We start from the raw sequence: 22,890 nt of genomic DNA on the forward strand, positions 1-22,890 counted from the left end.
GGCAACTGCATCATGGGTCAAGAAGTCATCCTCATCGTCATCGTCGTGGCGTTCGCGGCCTTCATGTTCTACAACAGCCGCAAGCGCAAGAAGCAGCAGGGCGAGCTCGCCACCAAGATGGTGCCGGGTGCTCGCGTGATGCTGTCCTTCGGCCTGTACGGCACGCTCCTCTCCGTCGACGACGAGAAGGTCACCGCCGACGTCGAGATCGCCCCCGGCACCGTCGTCACCGTGCACCGCCAGACCCTGTCGCGCGTCGTCGACGACAGCGCCTCCGACATCGAGACCACCGCGACGCCGGAGGACGAGGCCAAGCCCGTCGCCGAACTCAACGGGGAGCCGGTCTACGGCGAGCGGGTCGACAACGACCGCCTCGACGAGACCGACTCGAAGCGCAAGTCCGACGACTGACGCCCTCGGCCGCCGGGTCGTCTGACCCGGCGGCTTCCCTCTGCCGTCGTGCCTGAGCGCCGACGGTCCTGAACAGAAAGACGAGACGACCGGTGGCACGATCGACACCCGTCAAGAAGGCGCTGCGCTCGCTCACCTGGTTGGTGATCCTGATGGCGATCCTCGCCGGCCTGAACACCGCCGCGACGATCCTCGCCGGCAGCTCGAAGGACGACACGGACAAGTGGTACCAGGGCGCGAGCTGGGTACCGGAGCTCGCACTCGACCTGCAGGGCGGCACGCAGCTGACCCTCGCGGCGCAGAACACCGAGGGCGACTCGGTCACCTCGCAGCAGCTGCAGCAGGCGGTGGAGATCATCCGCCAGCGCATCAACGCCACCGGTGTCTCCGAGACCGAGATCAACACGCAGGGTGCGAACAACATCGTCGTGTCGATCCCCGGTCGGCCCGACAAGGCCACGATCGACCGCATCGAGGCAGCGGCGAAGCTGACGTTCCGCCCCGTGCTCTTCACCGAGGCCGCGACGAACTCCGCCGTCGGTGACGACGGGAAGTCCACCGCCTCGCCGACGCCGTACTCGCCGCCCGCATCGCTCGCAGCGACGCCGAGCGCGAAGCCGACGAACGCCAGCGACGTCAACTGGATCACCCCGGCGCTGCAGGACCTGTACACCAACTACAACTGCGCGGCTCCGGACGACGTCACCTCGGCGCCGGACGACGAGCCCCTCGTCACGTGTGACGCCGACGGTGCGTCGAAGTACATCCTCGGCCCGGTCGAGGTCTCCGGTGCGAACATCAGCAACGCCACCTCCGGTCTGGCCACCGACTCGCAGGGCACGTCGACGGGCCAGTGGGCCGTCAACCTGACCTTCGACGGCCAGGGCACGAAGGACTTCCGCACCGTCACGAACCGCCTCGTCTCGCTGCAGGCACCGCAGAACCAGTTCGCGATCGTGCTGGACGGCTCGGTCATCACGGCCCCGTCCACGAACTCCGCCATCACCAACGGCAAGGCGCAGATCACCGGCTCGTTCACGGCCGAGTCGTCGAAGACGCTCGCCGACCAGCTCAAGTACGGTGCGCTGCCGATCAACTTCCAGGTGCAGTCGAACGAGAACATCTCGGCGACGCTCGGAACGGCGCAGCTCATCGGTGGTCTCGTCGCGGGCCTGATCGGCCTCGGCCTGGTGATCATCTACTCCGTCATCCAGTACCGGGCGCTCGCGTTCGTCACGGTGCTCTCGCTCGGGGTGGCAGCCGTCCTGACCTACCTGGTCATCGCGATCATGTCGTGGCGCGTCGACTACCGCCTGTCCTTGGCGGGTGTGGCGGGTCTGATCGTCGCGATCGGCATCACGGCGGACTCGTTCATCGTCTACTTCGAACGCATCCGTGACGAACTCCGCGACGGTCGTGCGCTCGAGAGTGCGGTCGAGTCCGGCTGGAAGCGCGCACTCCGCACGATCCTGGCGTCCGACGCGGTGAACTTCCTCGCTGCCGTCACCCTGTACGTGCTCGCGGTCGCCGATGTGAAGGGCTTCGCGTTCACGCTGCTCCTCACGACGCTGATCGACATCGTGGTGGTCGCGCTCTTCACCCACCCGATGATGCAGCTCATCTCCCGCACCCGGTTCTTCGGCGAGGGGCACAAGTTCAGTGGGCTCGACCCAGCGGCGCTCGGTGCGGTCTACAAGGGGCGTGCGCAGTTCCGCGCCCCCGTGGTGGACGGCAAGCGCCAGCGCAGTGCCGGTGAGGCGCAGCGCCGACAGACGATCGCGGAACGGAAGGCCCAGCAGGCCTCCGGCGACAACGGCTCGACGCCGGACGGGAAGGACGACTGATGGCCAGCTTCAGCCAGTTCGGTAGCGACCTCTACACGGGGAAGCGGTCGTACGACATCATCGGACGACGCAAGACCTGGTACCTCATCGCGCTCATCATGATCGTGATCTCGCTCGCCACCCCGTGGCTGCGCGGCGGGTACCAGCTCGGCATCGAGTTCACCGGTGGTTCCGAGTTCACCCTGTCGGACGTCGAGAACACCGACCAGAGCATCGCGACGGACACCGTCGAGCGTGTCGTCTCGGACGAGATCCCGCGCGTCTCCCAGCTCGGAACGCACGGCATCCGCGTGCAGACCGGCCAGCTCACCGACCGTCAGACGACCGAGGTGCAGGACGCCCTGGCCGAGGCGTACGACGTGCCGGAGAGCCAGGTCGCGGCGACGTTCATCGGTGCCACGTGGGGTGCCGACGTGCTCGCCCAGGCGATCCGCGGTCTGGTGATCTTCCTCGCCCTGGCCGCCGTCTTCATGACGCTGTACTTCCGGACCTGGAAGATGTCGCTCTCCGCGATGGCCGCGCTGGTCCACGACCTGTTGATCACGGCCGGTGTCTACGGCATCGTCGGGCTCGAGGTCACGCCCGCGGCGGTGATCGGGTTCCTGACGATCCTCGGGTACTCGCTCTACGACACCGTGGTGGTCTTCGACAAGGTGCGTGAGAACACCGCGCAGGAGTCGATCCGCACGTTCAAGCAGTCGGTGAACCTCGCGGTGAACCAGACGCTCGTCCGCTCGATCAACACCTCGGTCGTGGCGCTGCTGCCGGTCGCGGCGATCCTGTTCATCGGGTCGTACGTGCTCGGTGCCGGCACGCTCCGCGACATCTCGCTGGCACTGTTCATCGGCATCATCGTCGGTACCTACTCGACGATCTTCATCGCGTCGCCGATGTACGCCCAGCTGCGCGAGAACGAGCCGAAGATCAAGCAGGCCGACGCCAAGAAGATCCAGGCGGCAGAGAAGCGCCAGCGCGAGGTCGACGCCGACGCCGACGCGAAGGCGACCGCCTGATGCCGATCGAGATCACCGAGGTCGACGTCGCCGAGGCGCGTCGTCGGCTGGAGTCGGGGTCGCGGCTGTTCGACGTCCGTGAGCAGGGGGAGTGGGACGAGGTCCACGCTCCCGAGGCCACGCTCGTCCCGATGTCCGAGCTGGTGAACCGCTGGCAGGAGATCGACGGCGGCGACGAACCGGCGATCATCGTCTGCCACTCGGGTGTTCGTTCGGCCCGGGTGGTGGCGGCTCTCGAACAGTCCGGTGTCTCCGCGGTCAACCTGACCGGCGGCATGGTCGCCTGGGAGCAGTCCGGAGCACCGGTGGTCCGCGACGCCCAGGGCGAACCGGGTCACGAGCACTGACCGGACACGCGTAGTGTTGGCGGATCGAGCTCGGATCGAGCTCTCGGACCGAGTCCTGGGAGGCGCATCATGACGGACACCCGCGAAGAGCCGTCCGCGCCGAGCCGCCCCGGCTCCGCCCAGCGGCCGACCAGCCCCCTCGGACCGAACACGACGGGCAACCTCGGTTCCCTCCGGTCGCTGCTGCCGCGCCTGTTCTCCCGCGCCCAGCCGGCCGGTGCCGTGGACACCCTGATCCGCACGGTGCGCTCGCACCATCCCAAGGCCGACGTCACGCTCATCGAGCGCGCGTACTCCGTCGCCGAGCGCGCGCACGACGGTCAGAAGCGCAAGTCCGGCGAGCCGTACATCACGCACCCCGTCGCGGTCGCCCAGATCCTGGCCGACCTGGGCATCGGGCCGATCACGATCGCCGCCGCGCTGCTCCACGACACGGTCGAGGACACCGACTACCAGCTCGACCAGCTGCAGGTCGACTTCGGCGACGAGATCGCCATGCTCGTCGACGGCGTCACGAAGCTCGACAAGGTCAAGTACGGCGACAGCGCCCAGGCCGAGACGGTCCGCAAGATGGTCATCGCGATGTCGAAGGACATCCGCGTGCTGGTCATCAAGCTCGCCGACCGGCTGCACAACGCCCGCACCTGGGGCTTCGTCGAGTCCACCTCCGCCACCCGCAAGGCGAAGGAGACGCTCGAGATCTACGCGCCCCTCGCGCACCGGCTCGGCATACAGATGATCAAGCTCGAGCTCGAGGACCTGTCCTTCGCGGTCCTGCACCCGAAGCTCTACGTCGAGATCGACAGCCTGGTCAAGGAACGGCAGCCGAAGCGCGAGCAGTTCGTCCAGAACGTCATCGGCACGCTCAAGAAGGACCTGAAGGCCGCGAAGGTCCGCGGCGAGGTCATGGGGCGGCCGAAGCAGTACTACTCGATCTACCAGAAGATGATCGTGCGAGGTCGCGAGTTCGACGAGATCTACGACCTCGTCGGCATCCGGGTGCTCGTGCCCACGGTGCGCGACTGCTACGCCATGCTCGGTTCGGTGCACGCGCGGTGGACACCGCTGCCCGGCCGGTTCAAGGACTACATCGCGACGCCGAAGTTCAACCTGTACCAGTCGCTGCACACCAGCGTGCTCGGGCCGCAAGGGCGCCCGGTCGAGATCCAGATCCGCACGCACGAGATGCACCAGCGCGCCGAGTTCGGTGTCGCCGCGCACTGGAAGTACAAGCAGCGTGCCGCCGGCCGAGACGTCGGGACCTCGTCGACCACCGACGACCAGGACATGGCGTGGCTCGCGCACATCACCGACTGGCAGGCCGAGACGAGCGACCCGGGGGAGTTCCTCGACTCGCTCCGCTACGAGATCGGCGCGAAGGAGACCTACGTCTTCACGCCGCAGGGCAAGGTCATCGGCTTGCCCGCCGGCGCCACCCCGGTGGACTTCGCGTACGCCGTGCACACCGAGGTCGGGCACCGCACCATGGGCGCCAAGGTCAACGGTCGCCTCGTCCCGCTCGAGAGCTCGCTGTCGAGTGGCGACGTCGTCGAGATCTTCACGTCGAAGAACCCCGACTCCGGTCCGTCGCAGGACTGGCTGAAGTTCGTCAAGAGCCCGCGGGCGCGCAACAAGATCAAGCAGTGGTTCACCAAGGAGCGCCGCGAAGAGGCGATCGAGCAGGGCCGCGACGCCATCGCCCGGGCCGTGCGCAAGCAGAACCTGCCGCTCCAGCGGATCATGAGCCAGGACACCATCGCCGAGGTCGCCTCGTCGATGCGCTACGACGACGTCTCGGCCCTGTACGCCGCGGTCGGCGAGGGGCACGTCTCGACGCAGTCCGTCATCGAGAAGGTCCTGGGAAGCGTCCAGAGCGACACGGAGACCGACGAGCCGGAGCTCACGTTCCCGCGGCAGGTCACGAGCCGTCAGCTGCGCACGAGCGACAGCGGCGTGCTGGTGCGCGGTGCGCCGGACATCCTGGTGAAGCTCGCGAAGTGCTGCACGCCGGTGCCGGGCGACCAGATCGTCGGGTTCATCACCCGCGGGCAGGGCGTCTCGGTGCACCAGTCGTCGTGCACGAACGTCAAGTCCCTGATGAACGAGCCCGACCGGATGATCGAGGTCGAATGGGCCCCGTCGTCGAAGTCGGTGTTCCTCGTGCAGATCCAGATCGAGGCGCTCGATCGGTCGGGGCTGCTCAGCGACGTCACCCGGGTGCTCACCGACCACCACGTCAACATCCTGTCGGCGACGGTCTCGACCTCGTCCGACCGGTTGGCGCTCAGTCGGTTCGTGTTCGAGATGGGTGACACCATCCACCTCGACCGGGTGCTGAACGCGGTCCGACGCATCGACGCCGTCTACGACGTCTACCGCGTCAGCGCCGGCTGAGCACGGCCACCGCCGCGGCAGTGCCCCGCGCGGCACGACCATCCGTCGGTCGCGACACGTCGCGCGGGCCCCGTCGACCGGTCACAAACCGTCGGCTGCGGCCCCGCCGACCGACAGTTCGCGACCACTCGGCGGACGCGAGCGGGGTGTATTGACCGCTCGCACGCTCCGGACGGGAGGCCCGTGGCGCCCCCGCCCCGCGCCTCCCGCCCGACGTCCGGCCGACGTCCGGCCGACGCCCGACCATCCGCCGGTCGTGACTCGTCGCGCGTGCCCCGTCGACCGGTCACGAACCGTCGGCTGCGGCCCCGCCGTCCGACAGTTCGCGACCACTCGGCGGACGCGAGCGGGGTGTTGTGACCGCTCGCACCCGCGACGCACTACCGGACAGCGCCCCCAGCGCCCCCAGCGGCCCCAGCGGCGTCCTGCAGCCCCCGCAACCGCCGCTCGGCCTGCCGCACCATCGGGATCGTCCCGAGGGCGCTCAGCCGCACCTGCAGTTCGGCCGCGGAGACCGCCCCGATCGCCAGCAGCCCGTGCACGGCCGTCGCCTCGGCCTCCCCGAACGCGCCGGCCGAGAGGCCCGGCATCCGGAGCAGGTCGACCGCGGTCCGCGCCGGCATCGTGACCCGCAGCCCTCCGAGGACGACGCTGTCGTCAGCCTGGATCCGGACCTCCCGCAGGCGCACGTCCGGCCCGACGTGCACTCGGACCTGCGGCGGGATGCAGGCCTCGAGCGGCGCCGGCAGTCTGGACGCCGCACCCCAGATCCACGCGGCCGTCAGGGTGCAGGCGATCAGCCGCCCATCCCGCAGGACCCAGGCGGCAGCGGCGGCACGCAACGACGGCGTCTGCGGCTCGGCAGGGGAGGCCCAGCACGGTCCGACTGGGACGAGTTCGCCGGCGAGGACCGCCGCACGCAGCTCGGGCTCCGGCCAGTCGTCACTGGTCAGCAGTCGCGGGCGGGGCACCCGCACATCCTGCCCGACCTGCGCACGCGACCGACATGCCTGTGGACAAGCCGCGGACCGGCCTGGAGGCCCGTGCGGGCCCGCACCGCGCCTCCAGGCCGTCGCCGGTCACTTCCACGGCGCGGGCCGCTCGCGCTCAGCGCAGGACGTCGGCGCGGTGCACGAGTGCCGCGGCGCCGATGAGCGGGCCGTCCTGCGACAGCGCCGTCGGCACGATGCGTACCTTCGTCACGAACCCGAACTCGACGCGCTCCGCCACCGCTTCGCGTGCGTACTCGAACAGGTCCGGCGTGACGTGGGAGAACCCGCCGCCGATCGCCACGACCTCGAGGTCGACGAGGCTCGTCGCCGCCGCGATCGCCTGCCCGAGCGCCCGGCCGCTGCGCTTGACCGCGGCGACCGCGATCTCGTCGCCGGCCGCGTACGCCGCCGACAGTTCTTCGCCGGTGGACCCGTCGAACCCCTGGCGCTGCGCCCAGGCAACCGTCTTCGGGCCGCTGGCGATCGCCTCCAGGCAGCCGGTGCCGCCGCACGCGCACGGATCGTCGTAGCCGCCACACTCCACGTGCCCGATGTGCCCCGCGTTGCCGGTCGGGCCGCTGACGGTGCGGCCGTGCAGGATGAGGCCACCGCCGACGCCGGTCGACACGATCATGCCCATGACGTGGTCGTACCCCTGGGCCGCACCGACCCAGTGCTCGGCCAGCGTGATCGCCAGGCCGTCCATGCGCAGCGTGACCGGCACGCCCTCGGGCACGAGCGCGGCGATGCGGTCGCGCAGCGGGTGGCCGCGCCACACCGGCATGTTGAGCGGGGAGACGAGGCCGTGCTCCTCGTCGACGGGGCCGGCCGAGCCGACCCCGACGCCGACCAGGGTCGCGTCGGTCGGGACCGTGGCGAGCGCGCTCGTCACGACCTCGTCGACGGCTGCCTGCAGCTCGTCGGACGTGCGCTGCGGCCCGGTGGGGCTGCGGAAGCGCGTGCCCGGCAGGACGACGCCCTGGTCGGTGACGAGCGCGGCCTCGACCTTGGTGCCGCCGAGGTCGACGGCGAGTGCGAGGGCGGGGGACTGGGGTGCGGTGCTGGACATGCGCGCTCCGATGCGGCGGTCTGGAGGCCCGGGGCGGCTCCCGGACGCGGCGTCGCGTCCGGTGGGCCCCGGCCTGGCAGGTGGTGGGTCGGTCGGGTCAGGTCGTCGTGCGGTGGATCAGGTCGTGTCGCGGTGGGTCAGTAGGAGCTGGTGTCGTCGCCCTGCGAAGACGCGGCGCCGGTCTCGACGCGGTGCGCGACCTCGTCGAGGATGCGCGCGGACGCACTCGTGCCGATGCGGTTGGCCCCGGCGTCGACCATCTCGAGCAGGGTGTCGAGCCCGCGGACACCGCCCGAGGCCTTGACGCCCGTGTCGGCTCCGACCGTGCGGCGCATCAGCGCGATGTGCTCGGTCGTCGCCCCGCCGCCGGCGAACCCGGTGGAGGTCTTCACGAACGCGGCACCGGCGGACTGCGCGGCACGCGAGGCTGCGACGATCTCGTCGTCGGTCAGGAACGCGGTCTCGAGGATCACCTTGACGACGGTGGACCCGGCGGCGTCGACGACGGCGCGGACGTCCTGCTCGACGCGCTCCCAGTCGCCGGACTTCGCGGCGCCGATGTTCTGCACCATGTCGAGCTCGAAGGCGCCGTCGGCGAGGGCCTGCAGCGACTCGGCGACCTTGGCCGCGGTGGACGTGGTGCCGTGCGGGAAGCCGATGACCGTCCCGACGCCGACGCCGGTGCCCCGGAGACGCTCGACGGCGTAGGCGACGTCGCTGGGCCGGACGCACACGCTGAAGACCCGGTACGCGGCGGCTTCGTCGAGCTGGGCGTCGACGTCCGAGCGGGTGAGCTCGGGCTTCAGGATCGCGTGGTCGATGAGGCCGCGGACGGCATCGGCGGTGACGGGGAAGGCTGCGTTGTCCACCCGGCAAGCCTACCCGTCAGGCGTGCCGCGTAGCGTTCCGGGCATGCAGGTCCTCGTCACCGGCGCCACCGGGTACATCGGCGGTCGTCTCGTCCCCCGTCTCCTCGAAGCCGGACACTCCGTGCGCGTGTTCGTGCGCAACCCCCGGAAGCTCCAGGACGTCCCGTGGAGCAGCGACGTCGACGTCGCCGAAGGAGACCTGCAGGACGCCGACGCGGTCCGCGCCGCGGTCGACGGCGTCGAGGCCGTGTACTACCTCGCCCACGCGATGGGTGCCGACGGCGACTTCGAGTCCGCGGAACGGCAGGCGGCCGAGACGATGGCGCACGAGGCGAAGCGTGCCGGCGTCAGCCGATTCGTCTACCTGGGCGGCCTGCACCCCGACGGCGACCTGTCGAAGCACCTGCGCAGCCGGAAGGAGGTCGGGGAGATCCTGCTCCACTCCGGCGTGCCGACGATCGCCTACCAGGCCGGCGTCGTCATCGGTTCCGGCAGCACCTCGTTCGAGATGATCCGGCACGTGACCGACGTCCTGCCGTGGATGCCCGCACCGCGGTGGGTGCGCAACCGCATCCAGCCGATCGCCGTGCGCGACGTCCTGTACTACCTGGTCGCGGCGCTCGACGTCCCCGCCGACGTCAACCGCACCTTCGACATCGGCGGGCCGGACGTCCTGCGCTACGGGCAGATGCTCAACGGCTACGCGGTCGAGGCGAAGCTGCGGCAGCGCCCGATCACGGTCCTGCCGGTGCTCACCCCGCGCCTCGCCGCACACTGGTTCAACGCCGTCACCCCGATCCCGCGGAAGCTCGCGACGCCGATCATCGAATCGCTGCAGTTCGAGTGCGTCCAGCGCGAGCACGACATCGACGACGTCGTCCCGCAGCCCGAGGGCGGGCTCACCTCGTACCGCCGCGCGGTCCGACTCGCACTGAACAAGATGCGCTCCGGCGAGGTGCAGACGAGCTGGCGGAGCGCCACCCTGTCGAGCGCCTCGGCCGACCCGATGCCGACCGACCCGGACTGGGCCGGCCACACCGTCTACGTCGACGACCGGAAGCGGCACTCGACCGCCTCGGCGGAGGACGTCTGGCGCGTCGTCGAGTCGATCGGCGGCGAGAACGGCTGGTACTCGTTCCCGCTGGCCTGGGTCGCCCGCGGCTGGATGGACAAGGTCGCCGGCGGCGTCGGGCTCAGCCGTGGTCGTCGTGACCAGGACCGACTCGAGCAGGGCGACGCCCTCGACTGGTGGCGCGTGGAACGCCTCGAGCGCGGTCACTACCTGCGGCTCCGCGCCGAGTTCAAGTCACCCGGGCGCGCCTGGCTCGAGATGACCGTGGCCCCGAACCCCGAGGGCGGCAGCGACTACCACCAGCGGGCGATCTACTTCCCGCAGGGCCTGCCCGGACGGCTGTACTGGTACGGGATCCTGCCCTTCCACGGGATCATCTTCCCCGGCATGGTCGAGCGCATCACCGCGGCCGCCGAGCGCGAGTCGGACAACACCGAGTCGACGCAGCGCAACCGGACCCAGCACAATGGGAGTCCGGAACCGGCGAACGAGGAGGCAGCATGACCGAGGAACGCAGTCCCGTCCTGTTCCTGGGGGACAGCATCACGGCCCAGGGGTCGTGGGACAGCTGGCTCCCCGACGAGCAGACCCTGAACCAGGGCATCAGCGGCGACACGACGGACGGCGTGCTCGCACGGCTCGACGCGGTCGTCGCCGAACAGCCCGAGGTGATCGTGCTGCTGATCGGCACGAACGACTTCGGCAACCACCGCGCGAGCGCCGAACACGTCGTCCGCAACGTCGAGACGATCCTCGTCACCCTGCGGCGCGAGCTGCCCGGTGTCCGCCTGCTGCTCGTCTCCGTCCTGCCCCGCCAGGCCGAGTACACGGCGAAGATCGAGGAGGCGAACCGGCACCTGCGGCAGTTCGTCGCGACCTGCCACGCGCAGTACCTCGACGCCTGGCCCGCGCTGGCCGACGGCGACCACCTGGACGACCGCTTCACCGACGACGGCCTGCACCTCACCGACGAGGGCTACCGGGCCTACCTCGGCGAGCTGGTCCCCGCGCTCGAGCGTGTGCGGGGTCTCCCGCCGATGTCCCGGTCCTTCACGGCCATCGACCTCGACGAGGCCCCCGCCTGATGGCTGCCCGCAAGGGACGACCCCCGGTGGGGTCGTCGCAGAACGGCGCGCCCGCCGCACCGGTCCGACCGACCGCGGGGACGACGAACACCCGTGCCACCCCGGGGTTCACCCGGCCGGCACTCGCGCCGTCGCTCATCGCCGCGATCGTCCTGCTCGCCTGCGTCGCGATCATCGACTCGTCCGGCTTCGTCTTCGCCCGCTGGGGCATCACGGTGCTGTCCCTCATCGTGCTCGTCTTCGCGGTGCGCGGGAAGACGTGGTGGGCCGCCGTGCTGATGGCCGCCGTCGCCGTCTGCTGGAACCCACTGGTCACGGTGCCGATCCCCGGCCAGGTGTGGGCCGCGTTGCAGATCCTGGCTGCCGCCCTGTTCATCGTGGTGGGCATCGCCGTCAAGGTGCCGCGCGAGGCGGACGCACCCCGGGCCTCCTGACCGGCTCCGCTGACCGCCTGCGGAACCGACCGGGCGGGCGGACGGTAGGATCGCAGGGTCGGGTACAGGACCCGGCAGCACGACCCGAAGGGCATGGATGAACGACGAGACCGAGCCGGTGACCGAGAGTCCTCTGCTGACCCCTCGACCGTCCTCCGGCGGTCTCGACCGGCCCGACGTCGTCGTCCGCAAGGGGCGACTGACGCTGCTCAACGGCCACCTGACGCCGCAGCAGTCGATGATCGAGGACCTGTTGTTCCTGGACGACGCGCTGACCGAGGCGGACGTCGACCACCTGCTCATCCGCGGCAACGACGAGCGTCCGGTCATCGCGATCGACGAGCGGGACCGGCAGCGTGCCGAGAGCGCCGTCATGGCCGCCGCCGTCAACGAACCGTTCTACGCGAAGCCGCCGGGCGAACCGGCCGTGCTCGTGCAGGACGACGGTCTCGGGCCGGTCGACGAGCCGGTGCTGCGCGTCTTCCGTCCGCGTCTCGAGCCCCTCGGGCGCCTGCGCTACGGCGCCGAGACGAGCGTGCAGCTCGAGTTCTGGCGACTCACCGACACCGAGGTGCTCGCGCCCGTCGAGAACGCGCTGATGCGCCGCAGCCTGCCGGTCGACGAGTTCGTGCTCGTCGACATCGAGCGCTACGGCCGCACCTGGCGCACCGTCGAGCACATGTTCGACGACCACGTCTCCGACATACGGTTCCCGATCGACATCGTCTTCTCGTGGGTCGACGGCAACGCCATCGAGTACCAGCGCGCCCGCCAGGCAGCGCAGGCGACGGCCGTCCTGGGCGAGGGCGACGACGCCCCCGCACGGTTCCGCCAGATCGACGAGCTGAAGTACGCACTCCGCTCGGTGCACACGTTCGCACCGTGGATCCGCCAGATCTACATCGCCACCGATTCACCCGCTCCGCACTGGCTCGCCGACCACCCCAAGGTCCGCATCGTGCGCAGCGAGGAGTTCTTCGCCGACCCGTCCGTGCTGCCGACGCACAACTCGCAGGCCGTCGAGTCGCAGCTGCACCACATCCCGGGCATCAGCGAGCACTTCATCTACTCGAACGACGACATGTTCTTCGGCCGCACCGTCGACCCCTCGGTGTTCTTCAGCCCGGGGTCGGTGTCGAAGTTCATCCTCGCCACCACCCGCATCGGCCTCGGCGTGAACAACGCCGCGCGCAGTGGGTTCGAGAACTCCGCGCGGGTCAACCGTCGCCTGTTGCAGCAGCGGTTCGGTGCGGTCACCACCAGGCACCTCGAGCATGCGCCCACCCCGCTCCGGTCGTCCATCATGACGGAGATGGAGCACGAGTTCGCCGACGAGTTCCGTGCCACGGCGGCGTCGCGCTTCCGTGCTGCCGAGAACATCTCGGTGACCAACTCGCTCTACCACTACTACTCGTTGCTCACGGGTCGGGCGATCACGCAGGAGAACGCCGACGTCCGCTACATCGACACCACGATGCAGTCCGGGCTGCGGTCGCTCGACGAGTTGCTCAAGAAGCGGAACGCGGACTTCTTCTGCCTGAACGACGGCAGTTTCCCGGAGGTCAGCGACGAGGAGCGGACGCAGCGCGTGACCGACTTCCTCGAGCGCTACTTCCCCTTCCCCGCGCCGTGGGAGCGCGACAGCGTCTAGAACGCGCCAGCGTTCTGCTGTCGCGCTCCGGGCGAGCCTGCGAGCCCGGCGCCGAAGCCCAGCCACGCGCTCCGGGTGAGCCCGCGAGCCCGGAGCCGAAGCCCAGCCACGGCTCCGGGCGAGCCTGACCGCCCCGCCCCGCCCCGTCGCCGACCGCCGAGCGGCCGCGGCCTGTCGGCGCCCGCGCCGTCAGGCGACGCGAGCTGACCGCTCGACGCCTGACACGCGGTGCGTGGTGACCCTTCACCGGACAGGAGGGCCGGGACGGCCCCGCCACGCGCCTCCCGACCGCCCCGCCCCGTCGCCGACCGCCGACCGGTCGCGGCCTGTCGGCGCCCACGCCGTCAGACGACGCAAGCTGACCGCTCGACGCACGTCTCGCGGTGGGTGGTGACCGGTGGCCGGACGGGAGGCCCGTAGCGGCCCCGCCACGCGCCTCCCGTCCGCCCCCGCGCACGCCCACCGCACATGGTGAGCACAAATGGTCGGGTCCGCACTGCGGACCCGACCATTGCTGCTCACGAAGTGCGGCGACCTACCGGTGGACGGGGGAGACCGGCACCGAGTCGAGCGTGAAGACCGGGATGCTCGAGGTCACCGGAGCCGGCTCGACCGCGGGCGGGATCGTGACCCCGTGCGCTGCGAGTCGGGCCTCGGTCTCGACGGCCGAAACGGGTTCGCCGACCGTGGAGTAGTGCCCGATCGGGACGACCGAGTGCACGACGTTGTGGCCGTACACGTGCACCAGGTTGAACGACTGCGCGCCGTCCCGCCCACGCGTGCCGCCCTGGAACTCGGTGAGGTCCTGCGTGTAGCACGTGGCACTGGCGACCGACACGGGGATGCCCGCGAAGACCGCGCTGGTCGAGTAGTGCAGGTGTCCGGCGATGATCGACAGGACGTCACTGCCCTCGACGACCTCGGCCAGGGCATGCTGGTCGCGGAGCTCGACGAGGACGGTCAGGTCCTGCACACTCGGCACGGGCGGGTGGTGCATCGCCAGGATGGTGCCGTGCGGCGCAGCCTCGGACAGGACCTCGGCCAGCCAGTCGAGCTGCTCGGGGGAGACCTCGCCGTGGTGGTGGCCCGGGACACTCGTGTCGAGAGTGATCACCCGCAGACCGTTGACGTCGTAGACGAAGTCGACCGGACGGTCGGTGGGGTGCAACCCGAAGAGCTCCTGACGGAACGCGCCGCGCTCGTCGTGGTTGCCCATCGCCCAGATGACCTGGGCACCGATCCGGCGGGCAGCTGGCTCGACGATCTCGCGGACGCGGGCGTAGGCACCCGGTTCGCCCTTGTCGGCCACGTCGCCGGTGACGACGATCGCTTCCGGCCGGGTGCCTGATGCTTCGATGTCCGCGACGATCTCGGTGAGCCGTGCGGCGGAGTCGACCCCGCCGTACAGATCACCGTCGCCGGAGACGAGGTGGGTGTCGCTGAGGTGGAGGAGGAAGTGGTTCGGCCTGGGGTGTTCGGCCGTCCGGCTGTCCATCGGGGTCTCATTCCGTTGGCGGATGCGTGGTGCAACACGTTGCCACACCGTCCTGGATGAGTCCAGCACGTGTCGGTGAACCAGCCGTGAACTGGGGGCGGCGTTTCGCCCATCGCACGAAGAAACCCCCGCCACGTGGTGGCGGGGGTTCCTGTCGTCGTGCTTAGTGCTTTTCCTCGACCTGCGGGGCCTGGTGGCTGCCCTCGAGGTCCGGGCCGTGGTGGGCGGCGTGCGCTGCCTCGAGCTCGGCCTTCGAGACCGGCTCGATGCGGTCTTCGAAGAAGAAGCGGGAGACGCTCGCACGGGCCTTCTGGACCACGGTGATCTGCCCCTTGGCGTTCGGGCGGATCATGAGCGGCTTGTACTCGTTGAACTGCAGCAGCTTCCAGCGCTCGTACTCGTCGAGCTGCTCGTGCACCTCGATGTACTCACCGTGGGGGAGTCGGACGATGCGACCGGACTCGTAGCCGTGCAGGACGATCTCGCGGTCCTTCTTCTGGAGTGCGAGGCACACGCGCTTCGTGATCCAGAAGGCGACGAACGGGCCGAGGACCGTCGTTGCCTGGATCACGTGGATCACGTGTTCGATCGACACCAGGAAGTGGGTCGCGATGATGTCCGACGACGCCGCAGCCCAGAGGCTGGCGTAGAGCGTGATGCCGGCGGCACCGATCGCCGTGCGGGTCGGGGCGTTGCGCGGGCGGTCCAGGATGTGGTGCTCGCGCTTGTCGCCGGTGATCCACGACTCGAGGAACGGGTACAGCAGGATCGCGAGGATGAGCAGCACCAGGACCGCGATGGGCGCCAGGATGTTGAACGACACCGTGTAGCCGAACCACACGACCTCCCAGTGCGGCGGCACCAGACGCAGTGCGCCGTCGGCGAAGCCGATGTACCAGTCGGGCTGGGTACCGGCGGAGACCGGCGAGGGGTCGTACGGGCCGTAGTTCCAGATCGGGTTGATCGTGAACATCGACGCGATGAGGGCGATGATGCCCGCGACGATGAAGAAGAACCCACCAGCCTTGGCGGCGAACGCCGGGAGGATCGGGACACCGACGACGTTGTCGTTGGTCTTGCCCGGGCCGGCGAACTGGGTGTGCTTGTTGATCACGACGAGCACGAGGTGGACACCGAGCACCGCGACGAGGATCGCCGGCAGCAGCAGGATGTGCAGCGTGTAGAGGCGGCCCACGATGTCGGTGCCCGGGAACTCGCCACCGAAGAGCAGGTAGGCGATCCAGACGCCGATCACCGGGACACCCTCGATCATGCCGACGATGATCCGCAGACCGTTTCCGGAGAGCAGGTCGTCGGGGAGCGAGTAGCCGGTGAAGCCCTCACCCATGGCGAGGACCCAGAGCAGGAAGCCGAAGACCCAGTTGAGCTCACGCGGCTTGCGGAAGGCACCGGTGAAGAACACGCGGGCCATGTGCAGCATGATCGACGCCACGAACAGCAGGGCTGCCCAGTGGTGGACCTGGCGGACGAAGAGCCCGCCGCGGATGTCGAACGAGATGTCCAGCGTGGACTGGAGCGCCGTCGACATCTCGACACCCTTGAGCGGGACGTACGAGCCGTTGTAGACGACCTCGGCCATGGAGGCCTGGAAGAAGAACGTCAGGAACGTGCCGGAGAGCAGGACGACGACGAAGCTGTACAGCGCCACCTCGCCGAGCATGAAGCTCCAGTGGTCCGGGAAGATCTTCCGGCCGACTTCCTTGACGAGCCCCGAGATGCTGGTGCGCTCGTCGATGTAGTTGGCGACCCCGCCGATGATGCGGGATCCGCGCTCCGGAGCCGGCTTGTTGGCCGTGCTGCTCGGTGCCGTGGTGGTGGGGGTGCTGGTCATCAGCGTTCACGCTCCCAGAAGGACGGTCCGACCGGCTCGTGGAAGTCGCTCTGGGCAACCAGGTAGCCGTCGTCGTCGATCGCGATCGGAAGTTGGGGGAGGGGGCGTGCGGCCGGACCGAAGATGACCTCGCAGTTGTTCGAGACATCGAAGGTGGACTGGTGGCACGGGCACAGCAGGTGGTGCGTCTGCTGCTCGTAGAGCGCGACCGGGCATCCGACGTGGGTGCAGATCTTGGAGTACGCGACGATGCCGTCGTAGCCCCAGTTCTCGTGGCCCTTGGACGGGTTGAGGTCCTTCGGGTCGAGACGCATGAGGAGGACGGAGGCCTTGGCCTTCTCCTCGAGCATGTGCTCGGAGTCGAGCATGCCGTCCGGGATGACGTGGAACACCGAACCGATGGTCACGTCCGAGGCCTTGATCGGCAGACCCGTCGGGTCCTTCGTCAGGCGAAGGCCCTGCTTCCAGAAGGTGTGGCGCAGGAGCTCGTTCGGGTCTTCGGCCGGGGCGAGGTCGCGGACCAGGACGATGCCCGGCAGCGGGAACGCGGCCAGCGCACCGATCATCGAGTTGCGGATCAGCTTGCGACGGCTGAAGCCGGACTCCTTGTCGGCCAGCTGGAAGGCCTCGACGGCCTTGGCGCGCGTCGCGTCCGTGCCGCGGGTGCCGTGGCGGAGCTCGGTGATCTCGCGGTCGACGACGAGCGACTTCGACCAGTAGACCGCGCCGAGGCCCAGAGCGATGAGCGCGAGGGCGATCGAGAGGCCGAGGAAGAGGTTCGCGGTGCGGACCGTCCCGAAGTCGTTCGAGTCGATCGGGAACGCGACGTAGGCCGCGATCGAGAGGACGCTGCCGACGATCGAGAGGTAGAAGAAGGTCGCGACCTGACGCTCGGCCAGGCGCTGCTTCTTCGGGTCGACGTCGGTGCGGCGCGCGCGGTGCGGCGGCTCACCCGGGTTCTCGAACGGGTCGGCGGGCAGCACCGCGATCCCGGGGGAGGTGGTCGTGCCGTGCTTCTCGACAGCCGAGGACGAGTTCAGCGTCTCGTCGTCGTGCTCTGCCATGGTGTTCCCTTCAGTGTCGTTCGACACGGACGATCAGTTGGACTTCGCGGTCAGCCAGACGGTCATCGCGACGACCGCGCCGAGTCCGAAGATCCAGATGAACAGACCCTCGGCCACCGGGCCCAGGGAGCCGAGTGCGAACCCGCCGGGCGACTTGTTGTCCTGCACGTACTTGAGGTACGTGATGATGTCGGCCTTCTGCTCCGGCGTGAGGTTCAGGTCGTTGAAGACCGGCATGTTCTGCGGGCCGGTCTGCATCGCCTCGTAGATGTGCTTGCCGGAGACCGTCGACAGGTTCGGTGCGTACTTGCCCTCGGTCAGCGCACCACCGGCGCCGGCCACGTTGTGGCACATGGCGCAGTTGATCCGGAAGAGCTCGGCACCCTCGGCCGCGTCGCCGTCCTCACCGTTGGTGAGCTCGGTGGACGGGACGGCCGGGCCGGGGCCCAGCGAGGCGACGTACTCGGCGAGGGCGTCGACCTGCTCGTCCGTGAACTGCGCGGGCTTCTCTTCGGCCTGCGGACCCTGGGCGGCCATCGGCATGCGGCCGGTGCCGACCTGGAAGTCGACCGAGGCGGCGCCGACACCGATGAGGGACGGACCCTCGCTCGTGCCCTGGGCGGAGAGGCCGTGGCAGGTCGCGCAGTTCGAGGCGAAGAGCTTCTGGCCCTCGTTCACCTTCGACTGGCTGGTCGCCGCGACGGTGCTCGTGCTGTCGTCGGCGTTGGCCGTGGAGCTGAAGAGCGCGTACGCACCGCCGGTGGTCATGAGGCCCACGACGATGAGCGAGACGGTCGCCATCGGTGAACGGCGGCCCTTCTTGGTCTTGGTTCTGTTGAACATGTGCTCGGGGGTGTCCAGTTCCTACTTGAGAAGGTAGATGACGGCGAAGAGGAAGATCCACACGACGTCGACGAAGTGCCAGTAGTACGACACGACGATGGCGGTGGTCGCTTCCTTGTGACCGAAGTTCTTCGCGGCGAAGCCGCGGCCGAGCGTCAGCAGGAAGGCGATGAGGCCACCCGTGACGTGGAGGCCGTGGAACCCGGTCGTCATGTAGAAGGCCGAGCCGTAGGCGCTGGAGGAGAGCGTGACGCCCTCGTGCCAGAGGTTGGCGTACTCGAAGATCTGGCCGCAGACGAAGATCGCGCCCATCGCGTAGGTGACGAAGAACCACTCCGTCATGCCCCAGTGGCGCGGGTTCCAGCTCGTGCGGTGCACCTGGAAGCGCTCTGCAGCGAACACGGCGAACTGGCACGCGAAGCTGGACAGCACCAGGATGATCGTGTTCACCGAGGCGAAGGGCACCTCGAGCTTGGAGGTTTCGGCCGCCCACAGCTCGGGGGACGTGCTGCGCAGCGTGAAGTAGATCGCGAACAGGCCGGCGAAGAACATGACCTCGCTGCCCAGCCACACGATCGTCCCCACGGCAACGGCGTTCGGCCTGTTCAGGGCCGGACCGCTGGCGGATCTGGAGAGAGGGGTGCTAGTCACGTCCTCCATTATGGCCGAAACCCCAGACAGTGTTTTCGCAGGAGACTGGCGGGTCTCTCGAATTCACTACGATCGAGCCATGCCTGACGCACTCTCTTGGCCTGCAGTGATCAGCGCGCTCATGGCGCGCGAGGACCTGACGATCAGGCAATCCACATGGGCCATGGAGGAGATCGTGCACGGGCGCGCCACCCAGGCACAGATCGCCGCGTTCGCCGTGACGCTCCGCGCGAAGGGCGAGACCGTCGACGAGGTGGTCGGGTTCCGCGACGCGATCCTCGACGCCGCCGTTCCGCTGGACGTCGACCCGATGGCGTTGGACATCGTCGGCACGGGTGGGGACGTCGTCGGCACCGTGAACGTCTCGACGATGGCGGCGATCGTCATCGCCGCCGCCGGGGTGCCCGTCGTGAAGCACGGCAACAAGGCGAGCTCGTCGAAGTCCGGTTCGAGCGACGTGCTCGCCGCACTCGGGCTCGATCTCACGATGGACGCCGCGCGTGTCGCGGACACCTTCCGGCGTGTCGGACTGACCTTCGCGTTCGCGAACGCGTTCCACCCGGGCTTCGCGCACGCCGGGCCGGTCCGCCGCGAGATCGGCGTGCCCACGGTGTTCAACTTCCTCGGGCCGCTCGTCAACCCCGCACGGTGCGAAGCGAACGCCGTCGGCGTCGCGCAGCTCGACCTCGTGCCGATCATCACGGGCGTGTTCCAGACCCGCGGCGCGACCGCCCTGGTGTTCCGCGGGGACGACGGCCTCGACGAGCTCACCACCACCGGCCACAGCCACATCTGGGAGGTCACCGGCGGGCGCATCATCGAGCACGACCTCGACCCGCGCGACCTCGGCATCGCACGTGCACGCACCGAGGACCTCCTCGGTGGCGACCCCGAGCACAACGCGGCCGTCGTGCACCGCGTGCTGTCGGGGGAGACGGGCCCGGTACGCGACATCGTGTTGCTCAACGCCGCAGCGGGACTGGTCTCCTTCCGTCTGGCGCAGGACCCGGCCGAGTCCGACCGACCGATCCTGCAGCGCTTCCGCGAGCAGCTCGCGGTCGCGGCCGAGGCGATCGACTCCGGCGCCGGTACCCGCAAGCTGGCGGACTGGATCGCGGTCCCGACCGCGACCGACGCGGAGTAGACGCAACCGACGGGAGGCCCGGTGCCGGTTCCTGGAACCGGCACCGGGCCTCCCGTCGGTGCGTTCAGTGCACGCGGTCAGCGTGCGCGTGCGTCGCTACTGGACGTCCTCGTCGACCCAGTCGAAGGTCTTCGTGACGGCCTTCTTCCAGAGACGGAGCGTGCGCTCGCGCTCCGCAGCGTCGAGCTGCGGCTCCCAACGCTTGTCCTCCTGCCAGTTGGCACGGAGCTCGTCGAGGTTGGCCCAGAAGCCCACCGCGAGACCGGCCGCGTAGGCCGCGCCGAGCGCCGTCGTCTCGGCGACGACCGGACGCACCACCGGCACGTTGAGGATGTCGGCCTGGAACTGCATGAGCTCGTTGTTGGCGGTCATGCCGCCGTCGACCTTGAGCTCGGTCAGGTCCACGCCCGAGTCGGCGTTCACCGCGTCGAGGACCTCGCGGGTCTGCAGCGCCGTCGCCTCGAGGGCCGCACGTGCGATGTGCCCCTTGTTGACGTAGCGGGTCAGGCCGACGATGGCTCCGCGAGCATCCGGACGCCAGTACGGCGCGAAGAGCCCGGAGAACGCCGGCACGAAGTACACGCCGCCGTTGTCCTCGACGGTCTTGGCCAGTGCCTCGACCTCCGGCGCACTGCCGATGAGACCGAGGTTGTCACGGAGCCACTGGATGAGCGAACCCGTGACGGCGATCGAGCCCTCGAGTGCGTAGTGCGTCTCCTGGTCGCCGAGCTTGTAGCCGACGGTGGTGAGCAGGCCGTTCTCGGAGCGGACGATCTCGGTACCGGTGTTGAAGATGAGGAAGTTGCCGGTGCCGTAGGTGTTCTTCGACTCGCCCTGGTCGAACGCCGCCTGGCCGAAGGTCGCGGCCTGCTGGTCGCCGAGGATGCCCGCGATCGGGACCTCGCGGAGCAGGTTGGACGACTCGACGTGGCCGTAGACCTCGGAGGAGCTGACGATCTCGGGGAGCATCGACTTCGGCACACCGAAATCGGCGAGGATGTCGTCGCGCCACTGGAGCGTCTCGAGGTCCATGAACAGCGTGCGGGACGCGTTCGTGACGTCGGTCTTGTGGACGCCGCCGTCGACGCCACCGGTCAGGTTCCAGAGGACCCAGGTGTCGGTGGTGCCGAAGAGCAGGTCCCCGGCCTCGGCCTTCTCACGCGCACCCTCGACGTTCTCGAGGATCCACATGATCTTGGTGCCGGCGAAGTACGTCGCGAGCGGGAGGCCGACGATGGCCTTGTAGCGGTCGGTGTCACCGTCGGCGAGCTTGTCGACGATCGACTGCGTGCGGGTGTCCTGCCAGACGATCGCGTTGTAGATCGGCTTGCCGGTGGTCTTGTCCCAGACGACGGCGGTCTCGCGCTGGTTGGTGATGCCCACGGCGGCGACGTCGTGACGCGTGATGTCGGCACGCGACAGTGCCTGACCGATCACCTCGCGGGTGTTGTCCCAGATCTCGGCGGGGTCGTGCTCGACCCACCCGGCGCGCGGGAAGATCTGCTCGTGCTCCTTCTGCCCGGTCGAGATGATCGAGCCGGAGTGATCGAAGACGATCGCTCGGGTGGAGGTCGTGCCCTGGTCGATGGCGACGATGTAGTCGGCCATTGGTGCTCCTTACGGGTGTTCGGTGCGGTGGGCGGCCCGCGATCGCGGGCCGCTCACCCCGGGGTTGGGTTGGTTCAGCTGACGACGGGCAGCAGCGCGAGCGACAGCACGGCGGCGAGTGCACCGCCGACGAGCGGTCCGACGACCGGCACCCAGGCGTACGACCAGTCGCTCGAGCCCTTGCCCTTGATGGGCAGGAAGGCGTGGGCGATGCGCGGGCCGAGGTCACGGGCCGGGTTGATGGCGTAGCCGGTCGGGCCACCGAGGCTGACACCGATCGCGATCACGAGGAAGGCGACGGGGACGGCGCCGAGTTCGGCAGGTGCCTTGCCGTTCGTCATCGCGAGGATGACGAAGACGAGCACGAAGGTGCCGATGATCTCGGTCACGACGTTCCAGCCGTACGACCGGATCGCGGGGCCGGTGGAGAAGACGCCGAGCTTCGCAGCGGCGTCGGGCTCCTCGTCGAAGTGCTGCTTGTAGGCGAGCCAGACGATGACGGCACCGATGACCGCGCCGATCATCTGCGCGAGCCAGTAGATGAGCATCGTGCCGACACTGATGTTGCCGAGGATGGCCTGGGCGAGGCTGACGGCCGGGTTGAGCTGGCCGCCCGACTTGTAGGACACGAGGACGCCGGCGAAGACCGCGAAGCCCCAACCGATCGTGACCATGAGGAAGCCGGCCCCGAAGCCCTTCGACTTCGTGAGGGAGACGGCGGCGACGACACCGCCACCCAGGATGATGAGCATCGCTGTACCGACGAGCTCGGACAGGAACTTGACGCCGATGTCGTCCATCGGTGACCTCCAGTGCGTGAGGTGGGGGTCCGGTGGTGCTGCGCCGCACTCCCCGTTGAGTGATTGAGGCCGAGCCTAGTGACGAGGCGAACGACGCGGCGATGAATTCCTGAGGGAAGTCCGGGATCGTGCACGAACGTGCAACCGGCGTGCGCTGCGGGGGATCGCGAGCCGGTGACGCGTCCCCGTCGCACTGCACGAACGTGCAGACCGGACGAACGAGCGCCCGGGCGTCGGATGTAGATTGGGCGC

Annotated in this window: 20 protein-coding genes; 10 read left to right on the forward strand and 10 right to left on the reverse strand. The window is 69.2% G+C overall.

Annotated elements, in window-relative coordinates; translation table 11 throughout:
• The first annotated feature begins 12 nt into the window (after positions 1–12).
• The 5 genes from EDF47_RS02130 (at position 13) to EDF47_RS02150 (ending at position 6,009) form a co-directional block, all read left to right on the forward strand.
• Positions 13–411, forward strand: a complete 399-nt coding sequence (locus EDF47_RS02130) for a preprotein translocase subunit YajC (protein ID WP_111084040.1) — start codon at positions 13–15, stop codon at positions 409–411.
• 92 nt (positions 412–503) lie between these two features.
• Positions 504–2,255, forward strand: coding sequence for a protein translocase subunit SecD (gene secD, locus EDF47_RS02135; protein WP_123292812.1), 1,752 nt, complete (start codon positions 504–506; stop codon positions 2,253–2,255).
• Positions 2,255–3,268 (forward strand): protein translocase subunit SecF, encoded by a 1,014-nt coding sequence (secF, locus tag EDF47_RS02140; protein ID WP_131880092.1) that lies wholly within the window; start codon positions 2,255–2,257, stop codon positions 3,266–3,268. Before secD ends, secF begins: the two co-directional genes overlap by 1 nt.
• The gene (locus EDF47_RS02145; protein WP_131880094.1) at positions 3,268–3,615 is read left to right on the forward strand and encodes a rhodanese-like domain-containing protein; all 348 of its coding nucleotides are present in this window, start codon (positions 3,268–3,270) and stop codon (positions 3,613–3,615) included. The genes secF and EDF47_RS02145 overlap by 1 nt, the downstream gene beginning before the upstream one ends.
• 69 nt (positions 3,616–3,684) lie before the next feature.
• Positions 3,685–6,009 carry a bifunctional (p)ppGpp synthetase/guanosine-3',5'-bis(diphosphate) 3'-pyrophosphohydrolase gene (locus tag EDF47_RS02150; RefSeq protein ID WP_228505676.1) on the forward strand — a complete coding sequence of 775 codons (2,325 nt, stop codon included), beginning with the start codon at positions 3,685–3,687 and terminating at the stop codon, positions 6,007–6,009.
• A gap of 380 nt (positions 6,010–6,389) precedes the next feature.
• On the opposite strand, the gene EDF47_RS02155 is transcribed toward EDF47_RS02150, so the two are convergent.
• From EDF47_RS02155 to deoC, 3 genes are all read right to left on the reverse strand, one after another.
• Positions 6,390–6,980, reverse strand: a complete 591-nt coding sequence (locus tag EDF47_RS02155; RefSeq protein WP_207913254.1) for a type IV toxin-antitoxin system AbiEi family antitoxin — start codon at positions 6,978–6,980, stop codon at positions 6,390–6,392.
• 136 nt (positions 6,981–7,116) lie between these two features.
• The gene (locus EDF47_RS02160) at positions 7,117–8,070 is read right to left on the reverse strand and encodes an ROK family protein (protein WP_123294427.1); all 954 of its coding nucleotides are present in this window, start codon (positions 8,068–8,070) and stop codon (positions 7,117–7,119) included.
• A gap of 137 nt (positions 8,071–8,207) precedes the next feature.
• The gene (gene deoC / locus EDF47_RS02165; RefSeq protein WP_131880096.1) at positions 8,208–8,939 is read right to left on the reverse strand and encodes a deoxyribose-phosphate aldolase; all 732 of its coding nucleotides are present in this window, start codon (positions 8,937–8,939) and stop codon (positions 8,208–8,210) included.
• A gap of 43 nt (positions 8,940–8,982) precedes the next feature.
• Between deoC and EDF47_RS02170 the strand changes: the two genes are divergently transcribed.
• The 4 genes from EDF47_RS02170 to EDF47_RS02185 all read left to right on the forward strand — a co-directional run bounded on the left by EDF47_RS02170 (position 8,983) and on the right by EDF47_RS02185 (position 13,181).
• Positions 8,983–10,515 carry an SDR family oxidoreductase gene (locus tag EDF47_RS02170; protein WP_133936621.1) on the forward strand — a complete coding sequence of 511 codons (1,533 nt, stop codon included), beginning with the start codon at positions 8,983–8,985 and terminating at the stop codon, positions 10,513–10,515.
• Entirely contained in the window at positions 10,512–11,096 is a 585-nt protein-coding gene (locus tag EDF47_RS02175) for a GDSL-type esterase/lipase family protein (protein ID WP_123294424.1), read from the forward strand. The genes EDF47_RS02170 and EDF47_RS02175 overlap by 4 nt, the downstream gene beginning before the upstream one ends.
• Positions 11,096–11,530 carry a DUF6804 family protein gene (locus EDF47_RS02180; protein ID WP_207913255.1) on the forward strand — a complete coding sequence of 145 codons (435 nt, stop codon included), beginning with the start codon at positions 11,096–11,098 and terminating at the stop codon, positions 11,528–11,530. The genes EDF47_RS02175 and EDF47_RS02180 overlap by 1 nt, the downstream gene beginning before the upstream one ends.
• Positions 11,531–11,627: 97 nt before the next feature.
• On the forward strand, positions 11,628–13,181 hold the full coding sequence (locus EDF47_RS02185; RefSeq protein WP_131880098.1) for a stealth conserved region 3 domain-containing protein: 1,554 nt from the start codon (positions 11,628–11,630) through the stop codon (positions 13,179–13,181).
• A 535-nt stretch (positions 13,182–13,716) separates the two neighbouring features.
• Here the strand turns inward: EDF47_RS02185 and EDF47_RS02190 are convergent.
• The 5 genes from EDF47_RS02190 to EDF47_RS02210 all read right to left on the reverse strand — a co-directional run bounded on the left by EDF47_RS02190 (position 13,717) and on the right by EDF47_RS02210 (position 19,095).
• Positions 13,717–14,676: a phosphodiesterase gene (locus EDF47_RS02190; RefSeq protein ID WP_131880100.1), complete on the reverse strand. Its 960-nt coding sequence runs from the start codon at positions 14,674–14,676 to the stop codon at positions 13,717–13,719.
• Positions 14,677–14,839: 163 nt separating this feature from the next.
• Positions 14,840–16,528: a ubiquinol-cytochrome c reductase cytochrome b subunit gene (locus tag EDF47_RS02195; protein WP_131880102.1), complete on the reverse strand. Its 1,689-nt coding sequence runs from the start codon at positions 16,526–16,528 to the stop codon at positions 14,840–14,842.
• Positions 16,528–17,592 carry a Rieske 2Fe-2S domain-containing protein gene (locus tag EDF47_RS02200; RefSeq protein WP_133936620.1) on the reverse strand — a complete coding sequence of 355 codons (1,065 nt, stop codon included), beginning with the start codon at positions 17,590–17,592 and terminating at the stop codon, positions 16,528–16,530. The genes EDF47_RS02195 and EDF47_RS02200 overlap by 1 nt, the downstream gene beginning before the upstream one ends.
• A gap of 33 nt (positions 17,593–17,625) precedes the next feature.
• Positions 17,626–18,435 carry a cytochrome c gene (locus tag EDF47_RS02205; RefSeq protein ID WP_123294420.1) on the reverse strand — a complete coding sequence of 270 codons (810 nt, stop codon included), beginning with the start codon at positions 18,433–18,435 and terminating at the stop codon, positions 17,626–17,628.
• A gap of 21 nt (positions 18,436–18,456) precedes the next feature.
• Positions 18,457–19,095, reverse strand: a complete 639-nt coding sequence (locus tag EDF47_RS02210; protein WP_111084027.1) for a heme-copper oxidase subunit III — start codon at positions 19,093–19,095, stop codon at positions 18,457–18,459.
• 70 nt (positions 19,096–19,165) lie between these two features.
• Here EDF47_RS02210 and trpD point away from each other — a divergent pair, with 70 nt between their 5' ends.
• A complete protein-coding gene (gene trpD / locus EDF47_RS02215) occupies positions 19,166–20,230 on the forward strand; it encodes an anthranilate phosphoribosyltransferase (protein WP_133936619.1) in 1,065 nt (354 codons plus the stop codon).
• A gap of 96 nt (positions 20,231–20,326) precedes the next feature.
• Here trpD and glpK read toward each other — a convergent pair whose 3' ends face one another.
• Together glpK and EDF47_RS02225 are read right to left on the reverse strand one after the other, a co-directional pair.
• Positions 20,327–21,838 carry a glycerol kinase GlpK gene (gene glpK, locus EDF47_RS02220; protein ID WP_111084025.1) on the reverse strand — a complete coding sequence of 504 codons (1,512 nt, stop codon included), beginning with the start codon at positions 21,836–21,838 and terminating at the stop codon, positions 20,327–20,329.
• A gap of 74 nt (positions 21,839–21,912) precedes the next feature.
• A complete protein-coding gene (locus tag EDF47_RS02225) occupies positions 21,913–22,638 on the reverse strand; it encodes an MIP/aquaporin family protein (protein ID WP_123294418.1) in 726 nt (241 codons plus the stop codon).
• Between the last annotated feature and the right edge of the window lie 252 nt (positions 22,639–22,890).

It is taken from the genome of Curtobacterium sp. PhB190, assembly GCF_004365385.1.
In the GTDB taxonomy this organism is placed as follows: domain Bacteria; phylum Actinomycetota; class Actinomycetes; order Actinomycetales; family Microbacteriaceae; genus Curtobacterium.

What these genes read in the sequence shown, in the direction of transcription:
- EDF47_RS02130 (WP_111084040.1), top strand. Translation starts at nt 13, where the DNA reads ATGGGTCAAGAAGTCATCCTCATCGTCATCGTCGTGGCGTTCGCGGCC.
- secF (WP_131880092.1), top strand. Translation starts at nt 2,255, where the DNA reads ATGGCCAGCTTCAGCCAGTTCGGTAGCGACCTCTACACGGGGAAGCGG.
- EDF47_RS02145 (WP_131880094.1), top strand. Translation starts at nt 3,268, where the DNA reads ATGCCGATCGAGATCACCGAGGTCGACGTCGCCGAGGCGCGTCGTCGG.
- EDF47_RS02150 (WP_228505676.1), top strand. Translation starts at nt 3,685, where the DNA reads ATGACGGACACCCGCGAAGAGCCGTCCGCGCCGAGCCGCCCCGGCTCC.
- EDF47_RS02160 (WP_123294427.1), bottom strand. Translation starts at nt 8,070, where the DNA reads ATGTCCAGCACCGCACCCCAGTCCCCCGCCCTCGCACTCGCCGTCGAC.
- EDF47_RS02170 (WP_133936621.1), top strand. Translation starts at nt 8,983, where the DNA reads ATGCAGGTCCTCGTCACCGGCGCCACCGGGTACATCGGCGGTCGTCTC.
- EDF47_RS02175 (WP_123294424.1), top strand. Translation starts at nt 10,512, where the DNA reads ATGACCGAGGAACGCAGTCCCGTCCTGTTCCTGGGGGACAGCATCACG.
- EDF47_RS02180 (WP_207913255.1), top strand. Translation starts at nt 11,096, where the DNA reads ATGGCTGCCCGCAAGGGACGACCCCCGGTGGGGTCGTCGCAGAACGGC.
- EDF47_RS02185 (WP_131880098.1), top strand. Translation starts at nt 11,628, where the DNA reads ATGAACGACGAGACCGAGCCGGTGACCGAGAGTCCTCTGCTGACCCCT.
- EDF47_RS02190 (WP_131880100.1), bottom strand. Translation starts at nt 14,676, where the DNA reads ATGGACAGCCGGACGGCCGAACACCCCAGGCCGAACCACTTCCTCCTC.
- EDF47_RS02195 (WP_131880102.1), bottom strand. Translation starts at nt 16,528, where the DNA reads ATGACCAGCACCCCCACCACCACGGCACCGAGCAGCACGGCCAACAAG.
- EDF47_RS02200 (WP_133936620.1), bottom strand. Translation starts at nt 17,592, where the DNA reads ATGGCAGAGCACGACGACGAGACGCTGAACTCGTCCTCGGCTGTCGAG.
- EDF47_RS02205 (WP_123294420.1), bottom strand. Translation starts at nt 18,435, where the DNA reads ATGTTCAACAGAACCAAGACCAAGAAGGGCCGCCGTTCACCGATGGCG.
- EDF47_RS02210 (WP_111084027.1), bottom strand. Translation starts at nt 19,095, where the DNA reads ATGGAGGACGTGACTAGCACCCCTCTCTCCAGATCCGCCAGCGGTCCG.
- trpD (WP_133936619.1), top strand. Translation starts at nt 19,166, where the DNA reads ATGCCTGACGCACTCTCTTGGCCTGCAGTGATCAGCGCGCTCATGGCG.
- glpK (WP_111084025.1), bottom strand. Translation starts at nt 21,838, where the DNA reads ATGGCCGACTACATCGTCGCCATCGACCAGGGCACGACCTCCACCCGA.
- EDF47_RS02225 (WP_123294418.1), bottom strand. Translation starts at nt 22,638, where the DNA reads ATGGACGACATCGGCGTCAAGTTCCTGTCCGAGCTCGTCGGTACAGCG.